General features: G+C 30.5%; 19 protein-coding genes and 1 tRNA gene. 8 read left to right on the top strand and 12 right to left on the bottom strand.

From position 1 onward, the window contains the following. Positions 1 to 18: 18 nt before the first annotated feature. Genes rplT through AC5SL9_RS00150 form a run of 5 tightly spaced genes read right to left on the bottom strand, consistent with a single transcriptional unit; the run spans position 19 to position 4,254 of the window. The gene (gene rplT / locus AC5SL9_RS00170) at positions 19 to 375 is read right to left on the bottom strand and encodes a 50S ribosomal protein L20 (RefSeq protein WP_006997461.1); all 357 of its coding nucleotides are present in this window, start codon (positions 373 to 375) and stop codon (positions 19 to 21) included. 1 nt (position 376) lies between these two features. Then, complete coding sequence (rpmI, locus tag AC5SL9_RS00165; protein WP_006997462.1) at positions 377 to 583, bottom strand: 50S ribosomal protein L35; 207 nt, start codon at positions 581 to 583, stop codon at positions 377 to 379. A 53-nt stretch (positions 584 to 636) separates the two neighbouring features. After that, positions 637 to 1,182 (bottom strand): translation initiation factor IF-3, encoded by a 546-nt coding sequence (infC, locus tag AC5SL9_RS00160; RefSeq protein ID WP_006997463.1) that lies wholly within the window; start codon positions 1,180 to 1,182, stop codon positions 637 to 639. After that, positions 1,183 to 3,099, bottom strand: a complete 1,917-nt coding sequence (gene thrS / locus AC5SL9_RS00155) for a threonine--tRNA ligase (protein WP_494574073.1) — start codon at positions 3,097 to 3,099, stop codon at positions 1,183 to 1,185. Beyond that, positions 3,100 to 4,254 carry a glycosyltransferase family 4 protein gene (locus tag AC5SL9_RS00150; protein WP_271625619.1) on the bottom strand — a complete coding sequence of 385 codons (1,155 nt, stop codon included), beginning with the start codon at positions 4,252 to 4,254 and terminating at the stop codon, positions 3,100 to 3,102. Between the two features lie 42 nt (positions 4,255 to 4,296). On the opposite strand from AC5SL9_RS00150, the gene AC5SL9_RS00145 reads away from it, so the two are divergent. After that, the gene (locus AC5SL9_RS00145; RefSeq protein WP_041185775.1) at positions 4,297 to 5,052 is read left to right on the top strand and encodes an alpha/beta hydrolase; all 756 of its coding nucleotides are present in this window, start codon (positions 4,297 to 4,299) and stop codon (positions 5,050 to 5,052) included. Here the strand turns inward: AC5SL9_RS00145 and AC5SL9_RS00140 are convergent. From AC5SL9_RS00140 to AC5SL9_RS00130, 3 genes are read right to left on the bottom strand one after another with little or no spacing between them, the layout of a single operon-like run. Then, positions 5,023 to 5,898 carry a Rossmann-fold NAD(P)-binding domain-containing protein gene (locus AC5SL9_RS00140; protein ID WP_494574072.1) on the bottom strand — a complete coding sequence of 292 codons (876 nt, stop codon included), beginning with the start codon at positions 5,896 to 5,898 and terminating at the stop codon, positions 5,023 to 5,025. The genes AC5SL9_RS00145 and AC5SL9_RS00140 overlap by 30 nt on opposite strands. Position 5,899: 1 nt before the next feature. Next, on the bottom strand, positions 5,900 to 10,405 hold the full coding sequence (gltB, locus tag AC5SL9_RS00135) for a glutamate synthase large subunit (RefSeq protein ID WP_494574071.1): 4,506 nt from the start codon (positions 10,403 to 10,405) through the stop codon (positions 5,900 to 5,902). Continuing rightward, entirely contained in the window at positions 10,405 to 11,844 is a 1,440-nt protein-coding gene (locus AC5SL9_RS00130; protein ID WP_494574070.1) for an NAD(P)-dependent oxidoreductase, read from the bottom strand. Before AC5SL9_RS00130 ends, gltB begins: the two co-directional genes overlap by 1 nt. Positions 11,845 to 12,028: 184 nt before the next feature. Between AC5SL9_RS00130 and AC5SL9_RS00125 the strand changes: the two genes are divergently transcribed. Beyond that, entirely contained in the window at positions 12,029 to 12,799 is a 771-nt protein-coding gene (locus tag AC5SL9_RS00125; RefSeq protein ID WP_494574069.1) for an undecaprenyl-diphosphate phosphatase, read from the top strand. Here AC5SL9_RS00125 and AC5SL9_RS00120 read toward each other — a convergent pair. From AC5SL9_RS00120 to AC5SL9_RS00105, 4 genes are all read right to left on the bottom strand, one after another. After that, positions 12,796 to 13,683, bottom strand: a complete 888-nt coding sequence (locus tag AC5SL9_RS00120) for a DMT family transporter (protein ID WP_027306820.1) — start codon at positions 13,681 to 13,683, stop codon at positions 12,796 to 12,798. The two genes, AC5SL9_RS00125 and AC5SL9_RS00120, sit on opposite strands and share 4 nt — an antisense overlap. 6 nt (positions 13,684 to 13,689) lie before the next feature. Beyond that, positions 13,690 to 14,961 (bottom strand): 2-oxo acid dehydrogenase subunit E2, encoded by a 1,272-nt coding sequence (locus tag AC5SL9_RS00115; protein ID WP_494574390.1) that lies wholly within the window; start codon positions 14,959 to 14,961, stop codon positions 13,690 to 13,692. Position 14,962: 1 nt separating this feature from the next. After that, complete coding sequence (gene aceE, locus AC5SL9_RS00110) at positions 14,963 to 18,001, bottom strand: pyruvate dehydrogenase (acetyl-transferring), homodimeric type (protein WP_494574068.1); 3,039 nt, start codon at positions 17,999 to 18,001, stop codon at positions 14,963 to 14,965. Positions 18,002 to 18,131: 130 nt separating this feature from the next. Then, complete coding sequence (locus AC5SL9_RS00105) at positions 18,132 to 19,319, bottom strand: acetyl-CoA C-acetyltransferase (protein WP_494574067.1); 1,188 nt, start codon at positions 19,317 to 19,319, stop codon at positions 18,132 to 18,134. A gap of 75 nt (positions 19,320 to 19,394) precedes the next feature. On the opposite strand from AC5SL9_RS00105, the gene AC5SL9_RS00100 reads away from it, so the two are divergent. The 6 genes from AC5SL9_RS00100 (at position 19,395) to AC5SL9_RS00075 (ending at position 24,233) form a co-directional block, all read left to right on the top strand. After that, a tRNA-Arg gene (locus tag AC5SL9_RS00100) sits at positions 19,395 to 19,471 on the top strand. Positions 19,472 to 19,593: 122 nt separating this feature from the next. Beyond that, positions 19,594 to 20,019, top strand: a complete 426-nt coding sequence (locus AC5SL9_RS00095; protein WP_026225041.1) for a PaaI family thioesterase — start codon at positions 19,594 to 19,596, stop codon at positions 20,017 to 20,019. 129 nt (positions 20,020 to 20,148) lie between these two features. After that, on the top strand, positions 20,149 to 22,629 hold the full coding sequence (locus AC5SL9_RS00090) for a helicase-related protein (RefSeq protein ID WP_018413755.1): 2,481 nt from the start codon (positions 20,149 to 20,151) through the stop codon (positions 22,627 to 22,629). After that, entirely contained in the window at positions 22,629 to 23,054 is a 426-nt protein-coding gene (locus AC5SL9_RS00085) for a tellurite resistance TerB family protein (RefSeq protein WP_006997481.1), read from the top strand. The genes AC5SL9_RS00090 and AC5SL9_RS00085 overlap by 1 nt, the downstream gene beginning before the upstream one ends. Then, positions 23,051 to 23,377 (top strand): ferredoxin FdxA, encoded by a 327-nt coding sequence (gene fdxA, locus AC5SL9_RS00080; RefSeq protein WP_006997482.1) that lies wholly within the window; start codon positions 23,051 to 23,053, stop codon positions 23,375 to 23,377. Before AC5SL9_RS00085 ends, fdxA begins: the two co-directional genes overlap by 4 nt. Further along, a complete protein-coding gene (locus AC5SL9_RS00075; RefSeq protein ID WP_006997483.1) occupies positions 23,319 to 24,233 on the top strand; it encodes a CarD family transcriptional regulator in 915 nt (304 codons plus the stop codon). Before fdxA ends, AC5SL9_RS00075 begins: the two co-directional genes overlap by 59 nt. Positions 24,234 to 24,391 lie beyond the last annotated feature (158 nt).

Raw genomic sequence — 24,391 nt, 5'->3', positions numbered from 1 at the left:
GAAAAACAATAGTGAAGATTAATTTAGTGCCGATTGAGCTTTTTGAACGATCGTTTTAAAGGCTTCTGGGCTATCGTATGCTATTTCAGCTAGTATTTTTCTATCTAACTTAATTCCACATTTAGTTAAACCATTAATAAATTTTGAATAAGTTATTCCTTCAGATCTAACACCTGCATTAATTCTTTGTATCCATAAAGATTTAAATTCTCTTTTTTTAGTTCTACGGTCTCTGTATGCATATTGCATAGCTTTTTCCATAGCTTGCTTTGCTACTCTTATAGTGCTTTTTCTTCTGCCCCATTGACCTTTGACAGCTTTTAAAACTTTTTTATGTTTTGCGTGACTTGTTACACCTCTTTTTACTCTAGCCATTTTATCCTCTTAAACTGTAAGGCATGTATGATTTAACTATTTTGCCATCTTGTTTTGACATAGCAGTCGTGCCTCTTAATTTTCTAATTTGTGAATTTGTTCTTTTTATCATACCATGTCTCTTTCCAGCTTGAGCCATCATAACTTTCCCTGTAGCTGAGATTTTAAATCTTTTTTTTGCTGAACTTTTAGTTTTTAATTTTGGCATAATTCTGCGGACTTATACAAATATTGGAATGGATTTACAACCTCTATTAAGCCTTATAAAGGCTGAATAACCATGATCATTTGCTTACCATCAAACTTTGGGTGCAATTCAACTTTGCCAATATCTTGCATATCAGCTTTTATTTTATCCATTAATTCTCTACCTAGGTGTGAGTGTTGTAGCTCTCTACCCTTAAATCGTATTGTAAATTTTACCTTGTCACCTTTTCCAATAAATTTTTTAGCATTTTTAACTTTAAAATCATAATCATGAGTTTCTGTAACTGGTCTCATTTTAATTTCTTTTAATAAAACTATTTTTTGTTTCTTTTTAGCAACATTTGCTTTTTTTTGAGCATCATATTTAAATTTACCCATATCAATAATTTTACATACAGGTGGTTTTGCGTTTGGAGCTATTTCAATTAAATCCAATCCTTGCTCTTTAGCCATTGATATGGCTTCATTTGTATTTATGATTCCTATATTTTCACCATCGCTTCCAATTACTTGAACCTCAGGTGAAGAAATTCTATTGTTAGATCTTGGACCTTTATCTTTAGTTCTTCTTTGAAAATAATTTTGTTTAAAATCTGCCACTTAGTTTGAGGATGCTTTGTTTAAAGCTGAGAAAGTTTCTAAGAATAAATTTAATTCCATATTTTCTTGTTTGTTAGTATCCAATCTTCTAATCGTTACTGAGTTACTGTCAACTTCTTTTTTTCCACAAATCAATAAAAGTGGTATTTTTGATAGTGAATGTTCTCTAATTTTATAATTTAGGTTATGGTTTTTTAAATCTACCTCAGAGCTTATGCCTGCATTATTAATTTTTTCATTTACTTCTTTTGCATAAGAATCAAATTCCTCTGAAATTGGAATTACAACAACTTGTAAAGGAGCTATCCAAAATGGAAACTTACCTGCATAATTTTCTATAAGAATTCCAATAAATCTTTCTAATGATCCAAATAACGCCCTATGAAGCATTACAGGAATTTTTTTAGTTCCATCTTTATCAACAAAAGAAGCATCTAATCTTCCTGGTAAATTAAGGTCTACCTGTAAAGTTCCACATTGCCAATCCCTACCAATAGCATCTCGTAAAACAAATTCAATTTTTGGACCATAGAATGCTCCCTCTCCTTTATTAATTGTGTATTGAAGCTTTGAAGCTTTAACTGCATCTAATAAAGCTTTTTCAGCTTTGTCCCATACATTATCATCACCAACTCTTAAGTCTGGTCTATCTGAGTATTTTAATATTACATCTTTAAATCCAAGATCTTTATAGATATCTAAAATTAAATTAGTAACAATCAAACATTCTGATGTAATTTGATCTTCTGTGCAAAAAATATGAGCATCATCTTGAGTAAAAGCTCTAACTCTTAAAAGTCCATGTAAAGCACCTGAAGGCTCATATCTGTGTACTTTTCCAAATTCTGAAATTCTTAAAGGAAGATCTCGGTAACTTTTTAATCCTTGATTAAAAACTTGTACGTGACCTGGACAATTCATTGGTTTTATTGCAAATATTTTTTCATCTGGTGTTTGAGAAGTATACATATGCTCTCCATATTTTTCCCAGTGGCCAGATTTTTCCCAAAGAGATCTATCTAAAATTTCAGGAGTGTTCACTTCTTTGTAGCCAGCTTTTTCTTGTCTAGCTCTCATATATGCAACTAATTTTTGAAATAACTTCCAACCTTTTTCATGCCAAAATACTGATCCTGGACTTTCTTCCCTAAAGTGAAATAAATCCATTTCTTTTCCAAGTTTTCTGTGGTCTCTTTTTTCTGCTTCTTCTATTCTTTTTAAATATTCATCTAAATCTTTTTGTGATGCCCAACTTGTTCCATAAATTCTTTGCAACATTTCATTGTTTGAGTCACCTCTCCAATAAGCCCCTGATACCTTTGTTAATTTAAAGTACTTACCAATTTTTCCCGTTGAAGACAGATGAGGGCCTCTGCATAAATCATGCCAGTCTCCATGAAAATATATGGAAACATCTTCACCCTGTGGAATACTTTCAATAATTTCAGCCTTGTATACTTCTCCTTTATCTTTGAAATGAGATATGGCCTTATCTCTTTTCCAAACTTCTCTTGTAGTTGGAACATCTCTATCAACAATTTCTTTCATTTTATTTTCAATTTTATTTAAATCATCTTCTGTAAAGGGTTCTTTTCTTGAAAAATCATAATAAAATCCATTTTCTATAATTGGACCAATTGTAACTTGTGTTCCAGGAAAGAGTTCTTGAACAGCCATTGCAGTTATATGGGCCGTATCATGACGGATAGTTTCTAATCCTTCTTTATCTTTTGAAGTAAAAATTTTGACTGAGCAATCTTTATCTAAAACAAAACTTAAATCCTTAAGCTCTTCATTAACACTAATAATAGTTGCCTGCTTTGATAAAGATTTACTAATCTTTTCAGCAACCTCAAGTCCTGTTACTTTATTTGGAAATTCAATAGTGTTTCCATCTGGCAATGTTATTAATGGCATTTAATTCAATAATTTTTTGTATTCTGAATATGTAGAAAAACACATTTTTTCAACATTAAATTTTTTAATTATATTTTTTCTACCTTCTATACCAATAGATTTCAATCTAGATTCGTCTAATTGTAAGACTTCTATTATTTTTTTACTCAAAGCTTCTGCATTACCAGACTGAAATAAAAAACCTGTCACGTTATCGATAATAGTTTCATTAGATCCCCCAATATCACTTGCAATTATTGGTTTTTCCATTGATTGGGCTTCAACTGCTACCCTTCCAAAAGCTTCAGGTTCTACTGAGGCTGAAACAACAATGTCTGATATTTTGTAGGCTAACGGCATATTTTTACAATGTTCTATAAATTTTAACTGACTAGTTAACCTATATTGCTCAGCCAATCTTTTAATTTTTTTGGTATAAATGTCTCTTCCTTGATCGCTACCCAAAATAACTGCATTAAAAGAATCATACCCCAACTCTTTATTAACAAGATTTAATGCCTCAATAAATGTCTCCTGACCTTTCCAAGCAGTTAACCGACCTGGCATTAGGATCGTTTTTTTATTTCTATCAACTTCCCAATCTGAAATAAGTCTGTTTTCTTCACTGTCTAAAATTGTTGATAATTCAAAATAATCGACATTAATTCCCCTAAAAATTACTAAGAATTTTTTTTTTAAATCTAAAAATTTTGGATAATTTTGATTAATATGTGAAAAAATAAAATTTGATCCTGCTATTATTAAATCTGATCTAACCATTACTGAATTATAGAATTTTTTAATTGAGTTTTTAAAATTATAAGTACCATGAAAAGTTGTAACAAACTTTCTTCTTGTAATTTTTGTTGCAAACAAACAAGACCAAGCTGGAGCACGACTTCTTGCATGAACAATAGATATATTATTTAGTAAAATAATAAAAATCAAAGCTATTGAATTAAAGAGCATTAAAAATGGATTTTTACTATGGACGGGAAGTTTTATTACTTTTACTTTTTTTTTATCAATAAATTTTAATAACTCTCCTCCGCTAGTTACTATATAAGAACCACAATTATTTTCTGGTAAATAGTGTGCAAGATCGTAACAGCCTGTTTCTGCACCCCCATATCCAAGTTTAGGAATTACTTGCAGTACTTTTAATTCTGAAGACATTTGATAGAACTATATATTAAGAATTAATTCTAATAAACTTATATGAATAAATTTAAATACATTAAGATCCTTAATAACAAGCAAATAAGATACTTAAGTAAGGAATATAGAGATAATCTTTATATTGTTTTTTTACATGGTTTTATGTCAAACATTGAAGGTGAAAAACCTCAAGCAATACAAAAATTTGCAAAAAAAAATAAGCTTGGTTTTCTTGCTCTTGAATATTCTGGTCATGGAAAATCTTCGGGAAAATTTACCAAGGGAAATATCACACAATGGTCAAAAGAAGTTGAAATAGTAATAAAAAAAATAGTTAAAAAAAATAAATTTATCTTAGTTGGTTCAAGTATGGGAGCGTGGCTCTCCTTAAATCAATTTAAATATTTTAAAGATCAAATTAAAGGTTTTTTAGGAATTGGTTCGGCTCCAGAGTTTTTACAAAACCTAATGTGGAAAAAATTTACAAAAAAAATGAAAAATGAAACTATAAAGAAAGGAATTTATAACTTAAAACATGGTAATTATGAGTATCCAATCACCTATCAGTTAATAAAAGATGGTAGAAAAAATAAAATCTTGAATAAAAACATAAAATCCAAAATCAATGTAACTATGATTCATGGAAGTAAAGATGAAGTTGTTCCAACAAGTTATTCTAGAAAAGTTCTTAAGTTATTTACTAAAGCTAATAAAAAATTAGTGATAATAAAAAATGGTGATCACAGCTTATCAAGTAAACGAGGTTTAAAAAAAATACTCTTAGAGCTAAATAAAATTACAGCTAATATGGTTTAATCCTTCGATATAGCTTGGAAATTTTAAATTATAATTAAAATAACTTTTCATCTTTTTGTTGCTAACTTTTTTAGACTCATTATAAAAATTTTTCAACATCTCACCTTTAATTTGGTCAACTTCAATTTTTTCGATATTTTCAATATTTAATATTTTTGCTCCAAATAAAGTAACCTCTTCAGATGTAGACGGTTTATCATCAGATAGATTATATATTTCTCCTGACTTAAATTTTGATAAAGATTTAAATAATATATTTGAAATATCATCTACATGAATTCTAGAAAAAAAATGATTTTTTTTATTGATCACTTTCACGCCTCCTGATTTTAGACGCATTAAAATATTTTTTTCATTAGAATAAATTCCAGATAACCTAAATATCTGAATTGGTACTTTCTTATTTTTCTCTAGAGAAAACCATGCATTTTCAGCTTTCAATCTTGCAATACCATTATTTGAAATTGGGTTTGTTTTGCTATTTTCATTAACCCACTCTCCTTTATGATCACCATAAATGCTAGTGGCTGATAAGTATGTTATCCATTTTGCTTTGGAGCTTTCTATAAATTTAGAAAAATTTTTTATAACTAAATCTTCTTGATTTTCTGGTGGTATAGAAACCAAGATATGATCTGCTTCTTTTAATTTTACAACTAAACTTTGATCAAAGTTCTCACTATTAAATAGATAGCTATTATAATTAATACTGTTGAATGATTTTTTTGAAGACTCATTTCTAGAGGTTGCTGACAAATTAATATTATACTGCTCAACACTAAGCTTCTTTATAAAATTTTTTGCGACTTGGCCAAAACCAAAACAAAAAATATTTATATCCTTCATTTTAACTAACTTCTTTTATAATAGATTTTAAACTTATTGGGTTTTTTAGCTTATCAATCATTTCTTTTGGACAAACTTGAATAAAATTAGAAATTTCTCTATCAAAATTTTCTATAATCTTTTTAGAAAAATCTGAATTTGTCTCCTGGTGATGCTCTTGAACTAAATTTTTTAAATAAGTTATCCAATAATCTGTTTCAGGTGTTTGCCATACTACAGTCTCTGGGTTTACTTTTTTATCAAATTTCTTATTTATATCGTAAATAAACGCCATTCCGCCAGTCATTCCAGCTCCAAAATTGTCTCCTACATCGCCTAGAATTACAACTGTGCCACCAGTCATATATTCACAAGCATTAGAATCGCATCCTTCAATAACTGAAATTGATCCTGAATTTCTTACAGCATACCTTTCTCCAGCTTGACCTGCTGCAAAAAGTTTTCCGGATGTTGCTCCATACAAAACTGTATTTCCTATTATGGTATTCTCATGTGAAACTAGATTACTTTCGTCAGGAAGTTTAACTACGACTGTTGCGCCTGATAAACCTTTGCCAACATAATCATTAGCATCACCTTTTAAAATAAGTTTTAAGCCTTTTATTGCAAATGCACCAAATGACTGTCCAGCTGATCCTTTAAACTTTAAAGATAAAAAGCCATCATCTAGTTTTTCAGATCCATATTTTTCATAAAGATGATTAGAAATTCTTGTTCCAACTGTCCTATGAGTATTTTTAATAATATATTCCTTTTCAATAATTTTTACTTTTCCAATTTGTTCTTTAATTTCAGGTAAAATTTCTTGATCCAAAGTATCTGGAACAGAATTTATTTCTGGAACTGTACAGTATCTTGTGTTCTCACCAGCATCTGTTTGAACAAATAAAGGGTTAAGATCTAAATCGTCTAAGTTTGGTGAAGCTTTACTTACCTGTCTTAATAAATCAGTCCTACCAATTATTTCATTTAATGATTTAAATCCTATTTGTGCTAAAATTTCTCTTACTTCCTCAGCTATAAATTTAAATAAGTTGACTACCTTTTCTGGCGTACCAGAAAATTTTTCTCTTAGTTTTTCATCTTGAGTACAAACTCCAACTGGACATGTGTTTGAGTGACACTGTCTAACCATTATACATCCCATAGCTACTAAAGCTGTAGTAGCTACTCCATATTCTTCTGCTCCCATCATGGCTGCAATAACAACATCTCTTCCTGTTTTAATTCCACCATCTGTTCTTAGAGTAACTTTATGCCTTAAATTATTTAAAGTTAAAACTTGATTAGCTTCAGTTAATCCCATCTCCCAGGGTATCCCCACATATTTAACACTTGTTTGCGGTGTAGCTCCTGTTCCTCCATTATGTCCAGAAATTAAAATTATATCTGCTTTAGCTTTAGCTACCCCAGCTGCGATTGTTCCTATCCCAGAGGATGCTACTAATTTTACACCAACTCTTGCTTTTGGATTTGCTTGTTTAAGATCATAAATTAATTGAGCTAAATCCTCGATAGAATAAATATCATGGTGAGGTGGTGGTGATATTAGGGTTACACCCGGAGTTGAATGTCTTAATTTAGCAATTTCTTCCGTAACTTTAAACCCTGGTAATTGACCTCCCTCACCAGGTTTTGCTCCTTGTGCAATTTTAATCTCTATTTCGTTACAGTTATTTAGATATTTAAGTGTTACTCCAAATCTTGCTGAGGCTATTTGCTTAACTCTAGAATTAGCACTATCTCCGTTTTCCATCTTAATAAATCTTTTTTCATCTTCTCCACCTTCACCACTACAAGAGGCTCCTTTAATTCTATTCATTCCTATAGCTAATGTTTCGTGTGCTTCTTTCGATAATGCACCATGAGACATACTTCCACTTCCAAATCTTGTTAAAATATTTTCGATTGGTTCTACTTCTGAAATATCTAAGGATGGGTTTAAATTTTTATCTTTAAATCCAATCAAGTCTCTAAGGTGTATAGGAGGAAGATTATAAATACCTTCTGCATATTTTTTATAAGCTTCAAAAGAATTTGATGAAACTGCACTTTGCAAAAGATGAATGAGCTTACCTTGATATTGATGAGTTTCACCATCTTTTCTATATCTATAAATTCCTCCGATTGGTAAAACTGCATCCGTTCCTTCAAATGCTTCTTTGTGAATAGTTCTTAATTTTTTTTCTATTCCATTTAACCCTATGCCTGAAATTTTTGATAAAATTCCTGGAAAGTATTCTGATGCTACTGTTCTACTCAAACCAACTGTTTCAAAATTACATCCACCTCTATAAGAGCTTATGACTGAAATTCCCATTTTTGACATTATTTTCAGAAGTCCATAATTTACTGATTGTATATATCTGTCTATGCATTCATCGTACTCAAACTTTCCAAATAATTTTTTTTCAAACCTTTGATATAAACTATCCAGTGCTAAATAAGGATTAACAGTAGTTGCCCCAACACCTATAAGTGTTGCAAAAGAATGCGTGTCTAATGCTTCTCCAGTTTGAGCATTGATTGATGCATAGCCTCTTAATTTTTTTTTAATAAGATAAGTATTTATTGCACCAACACATAATAGCATTGGGATTGGTAATCTTTTTTCAGAAATATTTTTATCACTTAAAACTAATTGCGTGAGGCCTTGTCGAACTGCAATTTCAGACTCTTTTCTAATTCTCTCAATAGAAGTTTCAAGATTTTCACTTTTATCAAAAGTACAATCAATTGTTATTGATTTTTCCCCAAAAAAATTAATAAATTTTTCTAATTGAGAATTTGATAATATGGGGCTGTCTAAAACGTATATGTTTTCTTCTGTTAAATTAGTAAAATCTAAAATATTTCCAAGATTACCAAAACGAGTTTTTAAACTCATAACCTTGTTTTCTCTTAAAGAATCAATTGGTGGATTTGTAACTTGACTAAAATTTTGTCTAAAAAAATGGTAAAGCGGTCTATAACGGTCAGACAATACCGCAAGTGGAGTATCATCACCCATAGAGCCAATGGCTTCTTTTGCATCTTCTGCCATCGGGTGAAGAATGAGCTCCAGATCTTCTAAACTATAACCAAATGTATGTTGTCTTTTTTTTAGCTCATCACCTGAAAAAGTAGATTTTTCATTCTTTATTGGGAATTTCTTTTCTAAATCAATTATTTGATTGTTAAAATGTTTAAACTCTTTTGCTAGATAGTCTTTTATTTCAACATTAGAGAATACTTTACCTTTAGCTATTCTAACTCCAAGAATTTCTCCAGGTCCTAATCTGCCTTTTTTAAGAATTTGCTTCTCATCGATTTCAACCATTCCCGTCTCTGATCCTGCACACAATATTTTATCTTTTGAAATAGTATATCTCATTGGGCGTAACCCATTTCTATCAGCTGCTACAATGGCCCATTCATTATCGGTAGCTGCAATAGCAGCTGGTCCATCCCATGGCTCCATTGTGCTATTTAAAAAATTAAATAATTGTTGGTGATCTTTTGATAATGTTTGACTTTTTTTAGACCATGCATCTGGAATTAACATTAATTTTGCAAGGGGTGCTGATTGGCCAGAAATATTTAAAAGTTCAAAAACACTATCTAGTGCAGCAGAGTCTGATGATCCTGGTTGTATAACTGGTTTTAAATTTTCCATATTATCAAATAATGGACTATTCATTTCTTGCTCATGAACTTTCATCCAGTTTGTATTTCCTTTGAATGTATTTATTTCTCCATTATGAGCTAATGCTCTAAAAGGTTGTGCCAGATCCCAACTAGGTGCTGTGTTTGTTGAAAACCTTTGATGAAATATTGCAAATCGAGATATAAACCTTTCATCTTTTAAATCTAAATAAAAATCTGCAATAGACTCTGCTAAAAACATTCCCTTATAAATAACTGACTTAGAACTTAGTGAACAAATATAAAAACCTTCTATCGCATCTTTAATAGCTTCTTTTTCAATTTTTCTTCTAGATTCATAAATTTTTCTTTCTAACTCTTTTTCTGTTAAATCTTTATTATTATGTTTAAATAATACTTGAGTAATTTCTGGTCTTGTAAGATTTGCTTTTTCACCTAAAACTTTTGGATTTACAGGAACCTGTCTCCATCCATAAATACTAAAATTACTTTTTGTTAATTCACTTTCAACTAAAGTTCTTGCATTTTCTTGTGCTTGATAATTATTTCTCGGTAAAAAAATCATACCCACACAAATTTCAGAACCATCATGGTCGTGACCTGTAATTTCTATCTTTTCAGCAAAGAAGTCTGAGGGAATTTCTAAATGGATTCCAGCTCCATCACCTGTTTTTCCATCAGCATCAACTGCTCCTCTATGCCAAACCGCTTTTAGGGCATTAATTCCATATTCTACTACTTTCCTAGATTTTTTACCTTCTGTAGAAGCAATTAACCCTACTCCACAAGCGTCATGCTCCATTTCTTTAGAATAAACATGACCATCCTCAAGAATTTTAAGATTTTTTTTATAATTTTTCATTAAGCAACCTTCTCTTTACTGAGTTCTTTGGTCTCTAAAAAATTTTTTATTGATACTGCTACATCTCTTCCGTCTTTTATGGCCCAGACAACTAAAGATGCGCCCCTAATAATATCTCCAGCTGCAAACACACCTGGTAAATTTGTCTCCATAGTATCAAAATTAGTTTTTAATGTTCCCCATTTAGTAACTTGTAGATCCTCAGAACCAAATAGTTTTGGTAAATTTTCTGGATCAAAACCAAGAGCCTTAATTACTATGTCTGCCTTAATATTAAAATGAGAATTATTCTGAATTTCTGGTTTACGTCTTCCACTGTCATCAGGTTCCCCAAGTTTGATTTTATCCACCATCAAACCTTCAACTTTATTTGTTCCAATAAATTCTTTGGGACTAGATAGCCATACAAACTCTACTCCCTCTTCTTCTGCATTGGCTACTTCTCTTGCAGATCCAGGCATATTTTCTTTGTCTCTCCTGTAAAGGCATTTAACTGATTTTGCTTTTTGTCTAATTGAAGTTCTAACACAGTCCATTGCAGTGTCACCTCCTCCAATTACTACAATATTTTTTCCTTCGGCATTTAAAGTTCCATTATCAAATAATTCTACCTTGTCTCCTAATCCTTTTTTATTTGAAGCTGTTAAAAATTCCATGGCTGGAAATATATTTCCTAAATCTTTTCCTGGAAGATCTATTTCTCGAGCTTTATAAACTCCAGTTGCAATTAAAAGAGCATCATGTTTTTTTCTTAATTGCTCTAATGTAGCATCTTTTCCAACTTCAAAATTTTGAACAAATTTAATTCCACCTTCTTCTAATAATTTGGTTCTTCTCTCTACAACAAATTTTTCTAATTTAAAATTTGGAATGCCATAAATCATTAAACCACCAGCTCTATCATATCGATCGTATACTGTAATTTGATAACCTGACTTACGTAACTGCTCCGCAGCAGCTAGACCAGCTGGGCCTGCTCCTATAATTCCAATACTTTGACTCTTTTCATTTCTAACCTTTATTGGATTTACCCATCCTTGTTCCCAAGCATTATCAGTAATATACTTCTCAACTGAACCTATGGTTACAGTTCCATGTCCTGATTGTTCAATTACACAATTTCCTTCACACAATCTATCTTGTGGACATATTCTTCCACACACCTCTGGCATGTTGTTAGTGCTTTGAGATAATTCGTAAGCCTCTTTTAATCGTCCTTCTGCGGTTAATTTTAGCCAATCTGGAATATTATTACTTAATGGACAATGGACCTGGCAAAAAGGAACTCCACATTGAGAACACCTGCTAGATTGTTCGCTTGCTTTATCGTTAATAAATTCCTTATAAATTTCGTTAAAGTCTTCTTTTCTATTTCCAACTTCTCTTTTAGGTGGAGTTTGTTGACCTATTTTAACAAATTTAAGCATATTTTCTGACATATTTAACCCTCAATAAATTTAGCATATATCAAGGTTTTTTGTAATAAAAGACAAACAAGGTCAACATATATGACCTTAAATTTGAAATAAATCCAATTAAATCATAATATTTTAATTTATGCATATCTAATATGTTAAAATGGAATTGTTTAAATTATTGAATATTTAAGCTACGAAGCATTAAATGTTCTCAAATATTATTGAAATTATAATCTTATCAATAGTTCAGGGAATATCAGAATTTTTACCAATTAGTTCATCAGCTCACTTGAATATTGTTGAGATAATATTTGAGTTTAATTCTAACTCACTAATGATTGATGTTAGTCTCCATCTTGGCTCTTTACTTGCAATAGTCTTTTATTTTAGAAGAGAGTTATTAGACCTTAGAAATAATCAGAAGTTATTATCTTTATTAATTATTGGCTCAATACCAATTGTAATAGCTGGCTACGTAATCAGCTCCACAGGTCTAGTTAACCTATTAGAAAACAATTTAAAGATAATCGCTTGGACAACATTAATTTTTGGAATTATCTTATATCTCGCAGATAAAAGTAATTTTGATAAAAAAATATCATCTAATTTAAATTTTAAAACAATACTATATATTGGTTTGTTCCAAATACTTGCTTTAATACCTGGTGTGAGTAGGGCAGGAATTACAATAACGGCTGCAAGACTTTTTAGATTTAATAGATTTGATTCAAGTAAAATTTCTTTTTTACTAGCTATACCTGCTATAGCTGGAGCAAGTGTACTGCAATTAAAAAATGTCATTGGTCAAAGCTTTGAGCTTAACTATCTTGTGCTAATATCTATCACTCTTTCTTTTTTATTTTCTTATTTTACAGTTAAGTTTTTCCTAGATTATATAAACAAATTTTCTTTAAATGTTTTTGTTATTTACAGAATAATTATTTCAATAATTCTGTTTATAATAATATACAATTAATTTTTTTTTAATATTGGTGCTAATTGTGAAAACAAAACACCAAATAAAATAAATAAACATCCAAATAAATTATTTATATCTAAAATTTGATCTAATAAAATCCAAGCAGCAATTGTCGCAAAAACACCCTCTAAAGAAAAGATTATTGCTGAGGGAGCAGGGGATATATTTTTTTGTGCATATATTTGTAAAACAAATGCAAGGCCTCCAGATAAAATTCCAGCATATAAGATTTGAAATTTTTCTTTAAGAATATTGGACCAAATAAAATCTTCAAAAATCAATCCTATAAATAATGACAAAGAGGAAACAATTAAAGTTTGAATCGCACCAATTGTTAATGGAAGATTATATTTTTCTATAATTTTACCAGTGAAAATAATGTGTGTACTCCAGAAAAATGCGCCCATTATTATAAGCGCATCACCATTTCTAACTGTTGCGCTATAAAAATTAGTTAACAAATAACCTCCCATCACACAAAGAAGAACAGAAGGCCAAATACTCCAGTGAATTGGCTTTTTATACATGAAAAAAATTATAAACGGGACCATTGGCACATAAAAAATCGTAAAGAATGCAGCATTAGCAACATCTGTATAGAGTAAAGCTACTTGTTGAAGTGCTGATCCCAAAAATAAAGATAGGCCTATTAAAATAGCCAAGTTGATAAATTCTTTTTGATTTTTTTGTACTGATTTTGATATTTTTTTTCTTTCAAAAATAAAAGCTAAAGGAGCTACTACTAAAAAACCAACAAAAAACCTGACAGCATTAAAAGTGAAAGGACCAATGTCGTCCATTCCAGTATCTTGAGCTATAAAAGTCGTTCCCCATATGAATGTACATAATAATGCACAAAATAATGATGATGTTTTTGACATTAATATCTATACAGCTAATTTATAAGCAAAATTTTTGCCTAAATTTTCTTTTAGATCATTATTAAATCTAGCTGCTTCAGCTCCATCAATTATTCTGTGATCATATGATAAAGAAAGCGGTAGCATTGTTCTTGTTTCAAATTTCCCATTAATAAAAATTTGTTTTTTTTGTGCCTTGCCTACTCCTAATATAGCAACTTCTGGATAATTTATTATTGGTGTAAAGAATGAACCTCCAATTCCTCCAAGACTCGTAATAGTCATAGATCCTCCAAAGAATTCTTTCTTATCTATTTTTAAATTTCTACATTGGTCACTTACTATTTTCAATTCATTGCTAATATATGAGATGTTTTTATTATCAGCATTTCTAATTTTTGGCACCATTAAACCATGTGAGGTATCCACTGCAATTCCAACATGAAAATAGTTTTTCATTGTAATTTTTCCATTTTCAATATCATCTATTGAAGAGTTGAAACTAGGAAACTTTTTTAAAGATGCAACTAAAGCTTTAACAATAAAAGCTAATGGAGTAATTTTTTTTCTCTCACCTGTATACATATCGGTAAGTGAAGTTCTAAAATCTTCCATTTCAGTTATATCTGCTTCATCATGATTTGTGACATGAGGTATTGTTGTCCAAGAATTAACCAAATATGTAGAGGCTAATTTTTTAACCCTAGGCATATCTTTAACTTCAATTTCACCAAAATCAGAATGGGAATATTCACTAACAATTTTTTTTGATTGAACTTCGGTCTTATCTGGAGCTTTATTAATTTTAGAGGATATAAAATTTTTTACATCTTCTTCCACAATTCTTCCCTGTCTTTCACTACCAACTATTTCGTTAATATTTACCCCAAGCTCTCTAGCAAATTTACGTACTTTTGGGCTTGCAGATGAAATTTCTGAATTATCTTTTTTTATTGTATTTTGTGCTGGATTAACTTTTGCAATTTTTTCTACTTGATTTTGATTTGTAACTTGTTCTGCTTCTTTAATAGTTTTTTGTTCTATCTTTTTTTCTTCTTCTCCGGATTGTTCTATAGTTAATATTAAATCACCTTCTGAAACCCTATCTCCCACTTTAATTTTAACAGACTTAACCTTTCCATCAAAAGAAGCTGGTATTTCAACACTAGATTTGTCACTCTCAATTGTAATAAGTGGATCATTTTTAGAAACTGACTGGCCATTTGAAACTAGCACCTCAATTACCTCAACGTCTTTAAATTCACCAATATTTGGTACTTTAATCTCTTTATCTGACATCTTATAGTTTTGTTGGCATTGGTTTGCTGCCATCAATATTATACTTCTTTATGGCTTCTTTAGCGTATTTAGAAGCTATCAGTTGCTCTTTTGCTAACACACTCAGTCCATAGGCAACAATATGCTCTTTATCAACTTCAAAAAATTTTCTAAGGTTTTTTCTAGTGTCACTTCTTCCATAACCATCTGTCCCTAAAGAATAAAAACTTTTATTAGTATAAGGTCTAATTTGATCAGAATTCATTCTCATATAATCTGAGGCTGCCATAATCGGTCCTTCAGTTTTTCCTAAACACTGCTCTACAAATGAAACTTTTTGTTCTTTATCAGGGTTTAAGAGATTATATCTTTCAACTTCCATACCATCTTTTCTCAACTCATTAAAGCTAGTAACACTCCAAATTTCACTATCTATCTGATATTCATTTTGAAGAATTTCTGCTGCAGACATCATTTCTCTCAATATTGTACCTGAGCCTAAGAGTTGAATTTTTGTTTTTCCATATCTATTAAATTCTTTAATCTTGTACATTCCTTTAAGAATTCCTTCTTCACAATTTTTATCTTTTGGCATTCCTGGATGTGAATAGTTTTCATTCATGGTTGTGATATAATAAAAAACATTTTCATTTTTTTCATGCATTCTTCTCAAGCCTTCTCTAAAAATAACAGCTAACTCATAATGAAAAGTTGGGTCATATGTTACACAATTTGGTATCGTTGAAGCTATCAAGTGACTATGTCCATCTTGGTGTTGTAATCCTTCACCAGCCAAAGTAGTTCTTCCAGCTGTTGCTCCAATTAAAAAACCTCTGGCCTGACTATCTCCAGCAGCCCATGCAAGATCTCCTATTCTTTGAAAACCAAACATTGAGTAAAAAATATAAATTGGAATCATTTCAATATCATGATTCGTGTAAGCTGTTGCAGCTGCAATCCATGATGACATTGCTCCAGCTTCATTAATTCCTTCCTCTAATACTTGTCCACTTTTATCTTCTCTATAAGAACTTAACTGCGCAGAATCTTCAGGTTCATATTTTTGACCTTCATGCGCATATATTCCTATTTTTTGAAAAAATCCTTCCATGCCAAAAGTTCTTGCTTCATCAGGAATAATTGGGACTAACCTCGGTGAAACATTCTTGTCTCTTAGCAAATTTGTAAACATTCTAACTAATGCCATGGTTGTAGACATTTCTTTTTCACCTGTTGATACTTTCATAAAATCAAAAATATCTTTTGCTGGTGCTTTAATTGGCTTTGCGTAAGTTGTTCTCTCTGGCAAAGAACCCCCAAGGTTCATTCTTCTTTCTTTGATGTATTTAATTTCAGGAGATTTTTCGTCTGGCTTAAAATACTCTACATTTTTTACTTGATCGTCAGTCAAGGGCACATCAAAACGATCTCTATAATATAATAAATCGTCTACGTCTAATTTCTTAGTTTGATGAGTTGTGTTAACACTTTCGCCTGTTTTTCCCATGCCATAACCTTTAATGGTTTTAGCGATTATAACCGTTGGGCTGCCTTGATTTTTTGATGCCTGATCATATGCTGCATAAACTTTATGAGGATCATGACCACCTCTATTCAATCTCCAAATATCTTTATCTGACAAACTAGAAACTAGCTCTTGTGTCTCTGGATATTTTCCAAAAAATTTTTCTCTAACGTAAGCTCCATCTCTAGCCTTCATTGCTTGATACTCACCATCAACAGTTTCGTTCATAGCTTTAACTAAATGACCTGTTTTATCATTAGCAATCAGTGAGTCCCAGTAAGAACCCCAAATTACTTTAATTACATTCCAACCAGCTCCTCTAAAACTTCCTTCTAGCTCTTGAATAATTTTTCCATTACCTCTAACAGGTCCATCTAATCTTTGAAGATTACAGTTTATAACAAATATTAAATTATCCAGTTTTTCCCTAGAAGCTAACCCTATAGCACCTAAAGACTCAGGCTCATCCATTTCTCCATCACCAAGAAATGCCCAAACTTTTCTACCTTCATCTTTAATTAATCCTCTATTAATTAAATATTTCATATATCTTGCCTGGTAAATTGCAAGCATAGGTCCTAATCCCATTGACACAGTTGGAAACTGCCAAAACTTTGGCATCAACCAAGGGTGTGGATATGAAGAAAGTCCCCCTGGTTTTACTTCTTGTCTAAAACTATCTAATTGTTTTTCATTTAATCTGCCTTCTAAAAATGCTCTAGCATAGATGCCTGGTGCACTATGACCTTGAAAATAAACTAAATCACCACCAAATTTATTATTTTTAGCTCTCCAAAAATGATTCATTCCTACATCATAAAGTGTTGCTGCAGATGCGAATGTTCCTATATGACCACCTAATTCAGGAAATTTTTTATTTGCTCTCACAACCATGGCTGCTGCATTCCATCTAATTAAAGATCTAATTCTTCTTTCAATGTTCTGATCTCCATTGGACTTGACTTCTGCCTCTGGTGGGATTGTATTTATATAAGGAGTGTGTTGTGTATAAGGAATATTTGCACCTTCTTGATATGCTTTGTTGATTAATTCTTTTATCAAAAAATGAGCTCTTTGATTTCCATCTTTTTCAACAACTGCAGATAAAGACTCTAACCAATCTTGTGTCTCTAATGGATCAATATCATTTTCATTTGTAACTTGAATTATTGTTTGTTTTTTTTCTGGGGCTGGACTTTTTTGAATAGCTTCTTCTTTTTTTTCATTCTTTAAAACAGATTCTGCTTGTTTAATAATACTTTCTGTATCTTTAGGAATTGGCTTTTCTGAAGGGCTTTCTTTTGAAGACTCAATACTTAATAATACGTCTCCTTTAGAAACTTTATCACCCACTTTAATATTTACAGATTCTATCTTGCCAAAAACTGTTGATGGAATTTCAACACTAGATTTGTCACTCTCAATGGTAACAACAGGATCATTTAAGTTTATTTGATCTCCAACTTTTACTAAAAGTTCAATGACCTCAACTTTTTCAAATTCACCAATGTCCGGAACAAGTAATTTTTCACTCATTATTTTAAATCGATTTATACACTTAAAAAAAACTATATCTCATGTTATTTTAGCACAATAATAAGCCTTTTTGTGCAAACCTGTATTTTTATTGAACAAAAAACTTTAAAATTAACAAATAAATAAGAAGTTAATTTCTCTCAATGCACATGGCTATTCCCATTCCACCACCAATACAGAGGGTGGCACAACCTTTGCTTTTATTTCGTCTAATCATCTCATGGATAAGGGTTACTAAAATTCTGGTTCCTGAAGCTCCAATTGGATGTCCTAATGCAATTGCCCCACCATTAACATTTACAATCTCTTTTGGAATTTTAAGATCTCTAATTACAGCAATACTTTGAGCTGCAAATGCTTCATTTATTTCAAATAAATCGACATCTTCTCTCCTCCATTCAGCTTTTTCTAAAGCTATATTAACAGCCTGAATTGGACCTAACCCCATCAACGAGGGTTCAACACCACAAGCTGCCCAAGAGACTACTTTAGCTAAAGGCTCTATATCTCTATGTTCTGCTTCATCTCTAGACATTAATATAGTTGCTGCCGCACCATCATTGATTCCTGATGAATTTCCTGCGGTGACTGTTCCATTTTCTTTGAAAACAGTTTTTAGTTTTTTTAGATCTTCTAAATTTAAATTGCTTCTTGGATGTTCATCTTTTTCAAAAAGAAAATTTTTATTATCTGTATCAATCTTTAATTTGATCAGCTCATTTTTGAATCTATTTTCATTTGTAGCTTTTTGAGTTTTTTCTTGAGAATTTAATGCAAATAAATCTTGTTCATCTCTAGAAATTTTATATTTTTCTGCAACATTTTCAGCAGTTATTCCCATGTGATAATTGTTAAATGAGTCTATTAATCCATCATTGATCATCGTATCTACTAACTTATTTTCATCTAGTTTTTTATCTTTTCGATAAAATATAGCATGTGGTGCTCTAGACATATTTTCTTGTCCACCAGCAACTATAATTTTATTTTCACCTAGTTTAATAGACTGATATCCTGAAATTACAGATCTTAATCCAGATCCACATACTTGATTGATTATATGTGCAGGTTTTGAAACTGGAATTCCAGCATGAATAGAAGCTTGTCTTGCTGGGTTTTGCCCTAATCCAGAAGTCAAAACATGTCCCATAATCACCTCATCAATATCGTCTGATTTTAATTTTGATTTATAGACAGCTTCTTTAATAGCTAATGCACCTAATTTATCAGCACTCAAACCTTTTAAGGATCCTTTATATGTGCCTATAGGTGTTCTTAATGCAGCTGTAATAACTACATCATCTAGTTTTTTGGTCATTGCTAATACAACATAATATTTTATAAGTTAAATTACATTAAAAACTTTGATATACCGAGTAAATTATTTAATTAAGGACCGCTGGCCAAATTGGATAAGGCGCTCGGCTACGAACCGGGAGATTCCAGATTCGAGTTCTGGGCGGTCCACCAAAAAGGATAAATAAAAAAATGTTAGATTGGCTACTAAAATCATCTCTACAAAAATCAGTTATATATTTTTTTATAATTGTTTTTATAATCTTATTAATTTTAACCTTCATATTATAAAAATTATGAGTAATGAATTTGAGCAAATAAGTATTAAGCCTGGTTTTATGAAACACAATGGTGGTGTTTTATTTAGAACTATTTCTGAAACAGAATATGAATTTAAAACTACAATTAATGAAAATCATTTAAATGCTGCTGGGATAACTCATGGTGGTTATTTATCAGCCTTAATTGATGCGGGAGCAGGGACTGCTGCACATAGAGCATCTGGAAATGCACCTTGTGTTACTATTTCATTAGACTTAAAATTTATTGGTGCATCTAAAGTGGGAGATGAAATCACCGGTTTTACAAGAATTTTAAAAAAAACAAATTCACTAGTATTTTTGTTTTGTGAACTAAAATGTAACAATAAAATTATAACCTCTGCTTCAGGTATATGGAAAATTTTAAAAATAAAATCTTCTAACTTAGGTCCAGGTGGTTAATTTTTAATAATTTTATAAACTTTAAAATGAGAACTTTTCTCTAATGATTCGGTCATGTTTTAACCTATTTTTGTTCTTTATGGACAACAATATATGGTGGAGTAAAAATTTAAGGTACCATCAATAGAAATGTCTAAAAATAAAATTACAGCTGTTCTTGGTCCAACAAATACCGGCAAAACCTATCTTGCAATAGAAACAATGCTTTCTTTTGATTCGGGAATGATTGGGTTTCCATTACGTTTACTTGCAAGAGAGGTATATGACAAAATTATAAAAAAAATAAGCTCTGATAAAGTTGCATTAATCACGGGTGAAGAAAAAATAATTCCTCCTAATGCAAAATATTTTCTTTGCACAGTAGAATCGATGCCAATCAATAAGCATTTAGATTTTGTGGGTATTGATGAAATACAAATGTGTGCAGATCATGAGAGAGGTCATATTTTTACTGATAGATTGTTAAATCTTCGTGGCGAAAAACTAACGATGTTTATGGGATCTAGCACTATTAAAAATATAGTTAATAAATTGAATGAAGACACTGAGTTTATAAATAGAGAAAGACTTTCAAAACTTACTTATGTAGGGCATAAAAAAATATCAAGAATAAATAGAAAAACTGCAATAATAGCTTTTTCAACTGAAGAAGTTTATGCAATTGCTGAACTTGTACGTAGACAAAAAGGTGGAGCAGCTATTGTTATGGGCTCTCTAAGTCCAAAAACCAGAAATGCGCAGGTTGAATTATATCAATCAGGGGATGTTGATTTCCTAGTTGCTACAGATGCAATTGGTATGGGAATTAATATGGATTTAGAAAATGTATATTTTTCAAACCTTAAAAAATTTGATGGTAAAAAATTAAGACGTCTTAATATGTCTGAGATTGGGCAAATTGCTGGAAGAGCAGGCAGATATTTAAATGATGGTAGTTTTGGAGTGACTGGAGACTGCAAAGATATTTCAGCTGAGGAAGTAGAATTACTTGAAAATCATAAATTTGAAGAAATTAGAATGTTATTTTGGAGAAATTCTAATTTAAATTTTAATAACGCTTTAAGTTTAATTAAATCACTTGAAGAAAAACCCAATAAAGATTGGTTAAGGAAAATACACGAGTGCGGAGATGAAAAAGTATTAAAATATTTTTTAAAAGATATGGAAGGTAACAAAATTGAAAACAACAGAGAAACACTTGAATTACTTTGGGAGTGTTGTCAAATTCCAGACTTTGTGAAAAAAACATATGGAAATCATATTGAAGTTGTTGGCAAGGTATTCAATTTTTTAAATAGTAATTATGGTAAAATTACCAATGATTATATGAGATTACAGTTGATGAAATTAGATAAATTAGAAGGAAATGTAGATTCTTTGTCAAATAGAATTGCAAATGTTAGAACTTGGTCTTATGTTTCCAATAAAATTAATTGGGTTGAAAACCAAGATTATTGGATAGAGAAAACAAAACTATTAGAAGATAGATTATCAGATAGACTACATGAAGAACTTACAAAAACATTTATTGATAAACGAGCCAGCGTACTTGCAAGAGGCTTAAACCAAGATATGGATTTTAAAACTGAAATAATGGAAAACGACAAAGTAATAATTGATGAGCAGTTTATTGGTGATTTAAAAGGTCTAAAATTTGAAATGGACTTAAAAGTTGGGGCTTTAGAAACTGACATTAAATCATTGAAAAAGGCAGCAAGACAGACTGTGGGGCCCGAGCTTCAAAAAAGAGTTCAGTTAATCATAGAAACAGGTCTAATTGAATTAAAAGATGATTTTAAAATCTATTGGAAAAATTTTCCTATTGCAAAATTAGTAACCGGAAAAGATTATTTAAATCCAGATATACTTTTAATAGTAGATGATCTTTTAGAAAATAATGACAAACAAAAATTATCAGAATTTATTGAAAAATGGGTTAATGAAAAAATTAATTTAATACTAAAAAGTTTAATTGATCTAAGAAATTTAAAAGAAAGTAACTCATCCATTAAAGCTTTAGCTTATCAATTGTATGAAAGCAATGGTGTAGTTAAAAGAGAAATGGTTACCGAATACTTAAAAAAACTTGGGCAAGATGAAAGAAAAATTTTAAGAGACTTAGGGGTGAAGTTTGGGCGTTATCATATTTTTTTATTCAAACTATTAAAACCTGAAGCAGTTTCTTTAAGAACTTTATTATGGAAAAATTTTAACCAAAAGTATTTTGAGTTGACGCCACCTACGTTTGGTTTAAATTTTTTAGATGACAAAAATAAAAGAAATAAAAAATTTATGCTTTTATGTGGATTTGAAAATTTTGATAATTATTTTGTTAGAATTGACATCTTAGAGAGATTATTTATGCTAATTATTAACGCTAGCCCCGAAAAGGATAAAGAAATTAAACTAGTACCAGAGATGCTTAATTTATTAGGATGTAGTAAAGATAACTTTAAGAAATTGATTGAAAAAATGAATTATAAAACTTTAGAAAAAGACAATGATATGTATTTTAGATATAATCCAAAAAAACAAATTAAAAAAACTTTTAAAAAAATAGATACTTCAAACAGCCCATTTAAAGTATTGAAAAACTTAAATTTGAATTAATGATTAGCTTTTTTAAAAATAAAGAAAAAAATGAACCTCAGGATAACTCTTATTCTAAAATTGCTGCCTTGCTAATTCATGCAGCAAAAATAGATGAGGCTTATGAAAAAAAAGAAGAAGATATTATTAAAGAAACGCTTATTGATTTAGGCGCACCGGTCTCTGAGATAGATAAAATTATGTCTGAAGCAATAATTGTTGAAGATAACTCAAATCAAATATTAGATTTTACAAGAGAAGTAAAAAATGTTCCAGATTCTGATAAAATTAAAATAATTGAGTCATTATGGAAAATAATCTATTCAAACGATAGTGCTGACATTTATGAAACAAACTTAATGAGAAGACTCTCAGGTTTACTATATGTGGATGCCAAGACAATGGGAGACTTGAAGTTAAAAGTAAAAAGTGAATTGGGAAAATGACATACGTTGTAAATGATAAATGTATTAAGTGTAAACTAATGGACTGCGTTGAAGTCTGTCCTGTTGATTGCTTTTATGAAGGCAAAAATATGCTTGTAATTAAACCGGAGGAGTGTATAGATTGTGGCGTTTGCGAGCCAGAATGTCCAGTAGATGCGATAGTAGCAGATACTGAGTCTGGGAGCGAAAAATGGCTTGAACTAAATACAAAGTATTCTGAAATTTGGCCAAATATAACTATTAAAAAAGATCCTCCAGAGGATAATGAAAAATATAAAAATGAAGAAAACAAGTACGACAAATATTTTAGCGAAAATCTTTAAAAAAACTCCTGAGAAAAAAGTAAAAAAAAAAACTAAAGCAAAGGTAGCAAAAAAGCCTACGCTTCCTAAAGCTAAAGTTGTAAAAAAAAAAATTCCAGTAAAAAAAACTAAAACAATAAAAGCAACTCCAACTAAAATTAAAAAAAATTTAAAAACAGTCTCTAAAAAAGCTGTTCCAGAAAAAGTAGAAATTAAAACTGATAATTTAAGAATTTCAAAAAGTAATGAAGTTAAGCCTGAAATTAAAAAGGTAAAAAAACAAGAAACAGAAAAAAGAGAATATAAAGTTAAAGATTACGTTGTTTATCCAAAACATGGCGTTGGCCAAATTACAGAGTTTAAAAAAATTAACATTGGTGGAATTGATGTTGAAACTTATGTTCTTAAATTTGAAAAAGACAAAGCCAATGGTATGGTTCCTGTAAATAAGCAATCTCATCTTAGACCTCTTGCAACAATAAATCAGGTCAATAAATGTATATCTATTTTAAAAAGCAAGCCAAAAATTAAAAGATCTATGTGGAGTAGAAGAGCACAGGAATATGAAGCAAAAATTTCTTCAGGCAAAATCTATGAGCTTGCAGAAGTTGTTAGAGATTTAAATAAAGGTGACGACTTAATGGTTGATCAATCATACAGTGAAAGACAGTTGTTTGAAAAAGCTTATGAAAGAATTTTATCTGAATTTCAAATAGTGATGGGTGTATCATTAGAAGATACCCAGAAAAAATTAGATAAGGCTTTAAAGAGAAATTTGGAGGGCCAAGCAAAAGCTGTGGCTGCACCAACTAAGATTAAAGAACCTATCACAGAATCTGACACAGACTCAGAGCCAATTACCGATACTGAGGATTAAAAATTAGGGCAAAAAAAAACGCCTCTCACACATAACGTTATGAGAAGCGTTTTTTGAAAAGTCTAAGATACTATCTTTTTCTTTTCTTCGCTTTTTTAGCTTTTTTAGCTTTTTTCTTAGTCTTCTTTTTAGCTTTTTTAGCTTTTTTCTTTGTAGCC

The sequence above is a fragment of the Candidatus Pelagibacter sp. PS_37 genome (assembly GCF_059417825.1).
Note: the sequence above shows the minus strand (reverse complement) of the source record. Positions and strands in the feature narration are given on the sequence as shown.

Coding starts and splice junctions, on each gene's coding strand:
- rplT (WP_006997461.1), bottom strand. CDS start 375: ATGGCTAGAGTAAAAAGAGGTGTAACAAGTCACGCAAAACATAAAAAA.
- rpmI (WP_006997462.1), bottom strand. CDS start 583: ATGCCAAAATTAAAAACTAAAAGTTCAGCAAAAAAAAGATTTAAAATC.
- thrS (WP_494574073.1), bottom strand. CDS start 3,099: ATGCCATTAATAACATTGCCAGATGGAAACACTATTGAATTTCCAAAT.
- AC5SL9_RS00150 (WP_271625619.1), bottom strand. CDS start 4,254: ATGTCTTCAGAATTAAAAGTACTGCAAGTAATTCCTAAACTTGGATAT.
- AC5SL9_RS00145 (WP_041185775.1), top strand. CDS start 4,297: ATGAATAAATTTAAATACATTAAGATCCTTAATAACAAGCAAATAAGA.
- AC5SL9_RS00140 (WP_494574072.1), bottom strand. CDS start 5,898: ATGAAGGATATAAATATTTTTTGTTTTGGTTTTGGCCAAGTCGCAAAA.
- gltB (WP_494574071.1), bottom strand. CDS start 10,405: ATGAAAAATTATAAAAAAAATCTTAAAATTCTTGAGGATGGTCATGTT.
- AC5SL9_RS00130 (WP_494574070.1), bottom strand. CDS start 11,844: ATGTCAGAAAATATGCTTAAATTTGTTAAAATAGGTCAACAAACTCCA.
- AC5SL9_RS00125 (WP_494574069.1), top strand. CDS start 12,029: ATGTTCTCAAATATTATTGAAATTATAATCTTATCAATAGTTCAGGGA.
- AC5SL9_RS00120 (WP_027306820.1), bottom strand. CDS start 13,683: ATGTCAAAAACATCATCATTATTTTGTGCATTATTATGTACATTCATA.
- AC5SL9_RS00115 (WP_494574390.1), bottom strand. CDS start 14,961: ATGTCAGATAAAGAGATTAAAGTACCAAATATTGGTGAATTTAAAGAC.
- aceE (WP_494574068.1), bottom strand. CDS start 18,001: ATGAGTGAAAAATTACTTGTTCCGGACATTGGTGAATTTGAAAAAGTT.
- AC5SL9_RS00105 (WP_494574067.1), bottom strand. CDS start 19,319: ATGACCAAAAAACTAGATGATGTAGTTATTACAGCTGCATTAAGAACA.
- AC5SL9_RS00095 (WP_026225041.1), top strand. CDS start 19,594: ATGAGTAATGAATTTGAGCAAATAAGTATTAAGCCTGGTTTTATGAAA.
- AC5SL9_RS00090 (WP_018413755.1), top strand. CDS start 20,149: ATGTCTAAAAATAAAATTACAGCTGTTCTTGGTCCAACAAATACCGGC.
- AC5SL9_RS00085 (WP_006997481.1), top strand. CDS start 22,629: ATGATTAGCTTTTTTAAAAATAAAGAAAAAAATGAACCTCAGGATAAC.
- fdxA (WP_006997482.1), top strand. CDS start 23,051: ATGACATACGTTGTAAATGATAAATGTATTAAGTGTAAACTAATGGAC.
- AC5SL9_RS00075 (WP_006997483.1), top strand. CDS start 23,319: ATGAAAAATATAAAAATGAAGAAAACAAGTACGACAAATATTTTAGCG.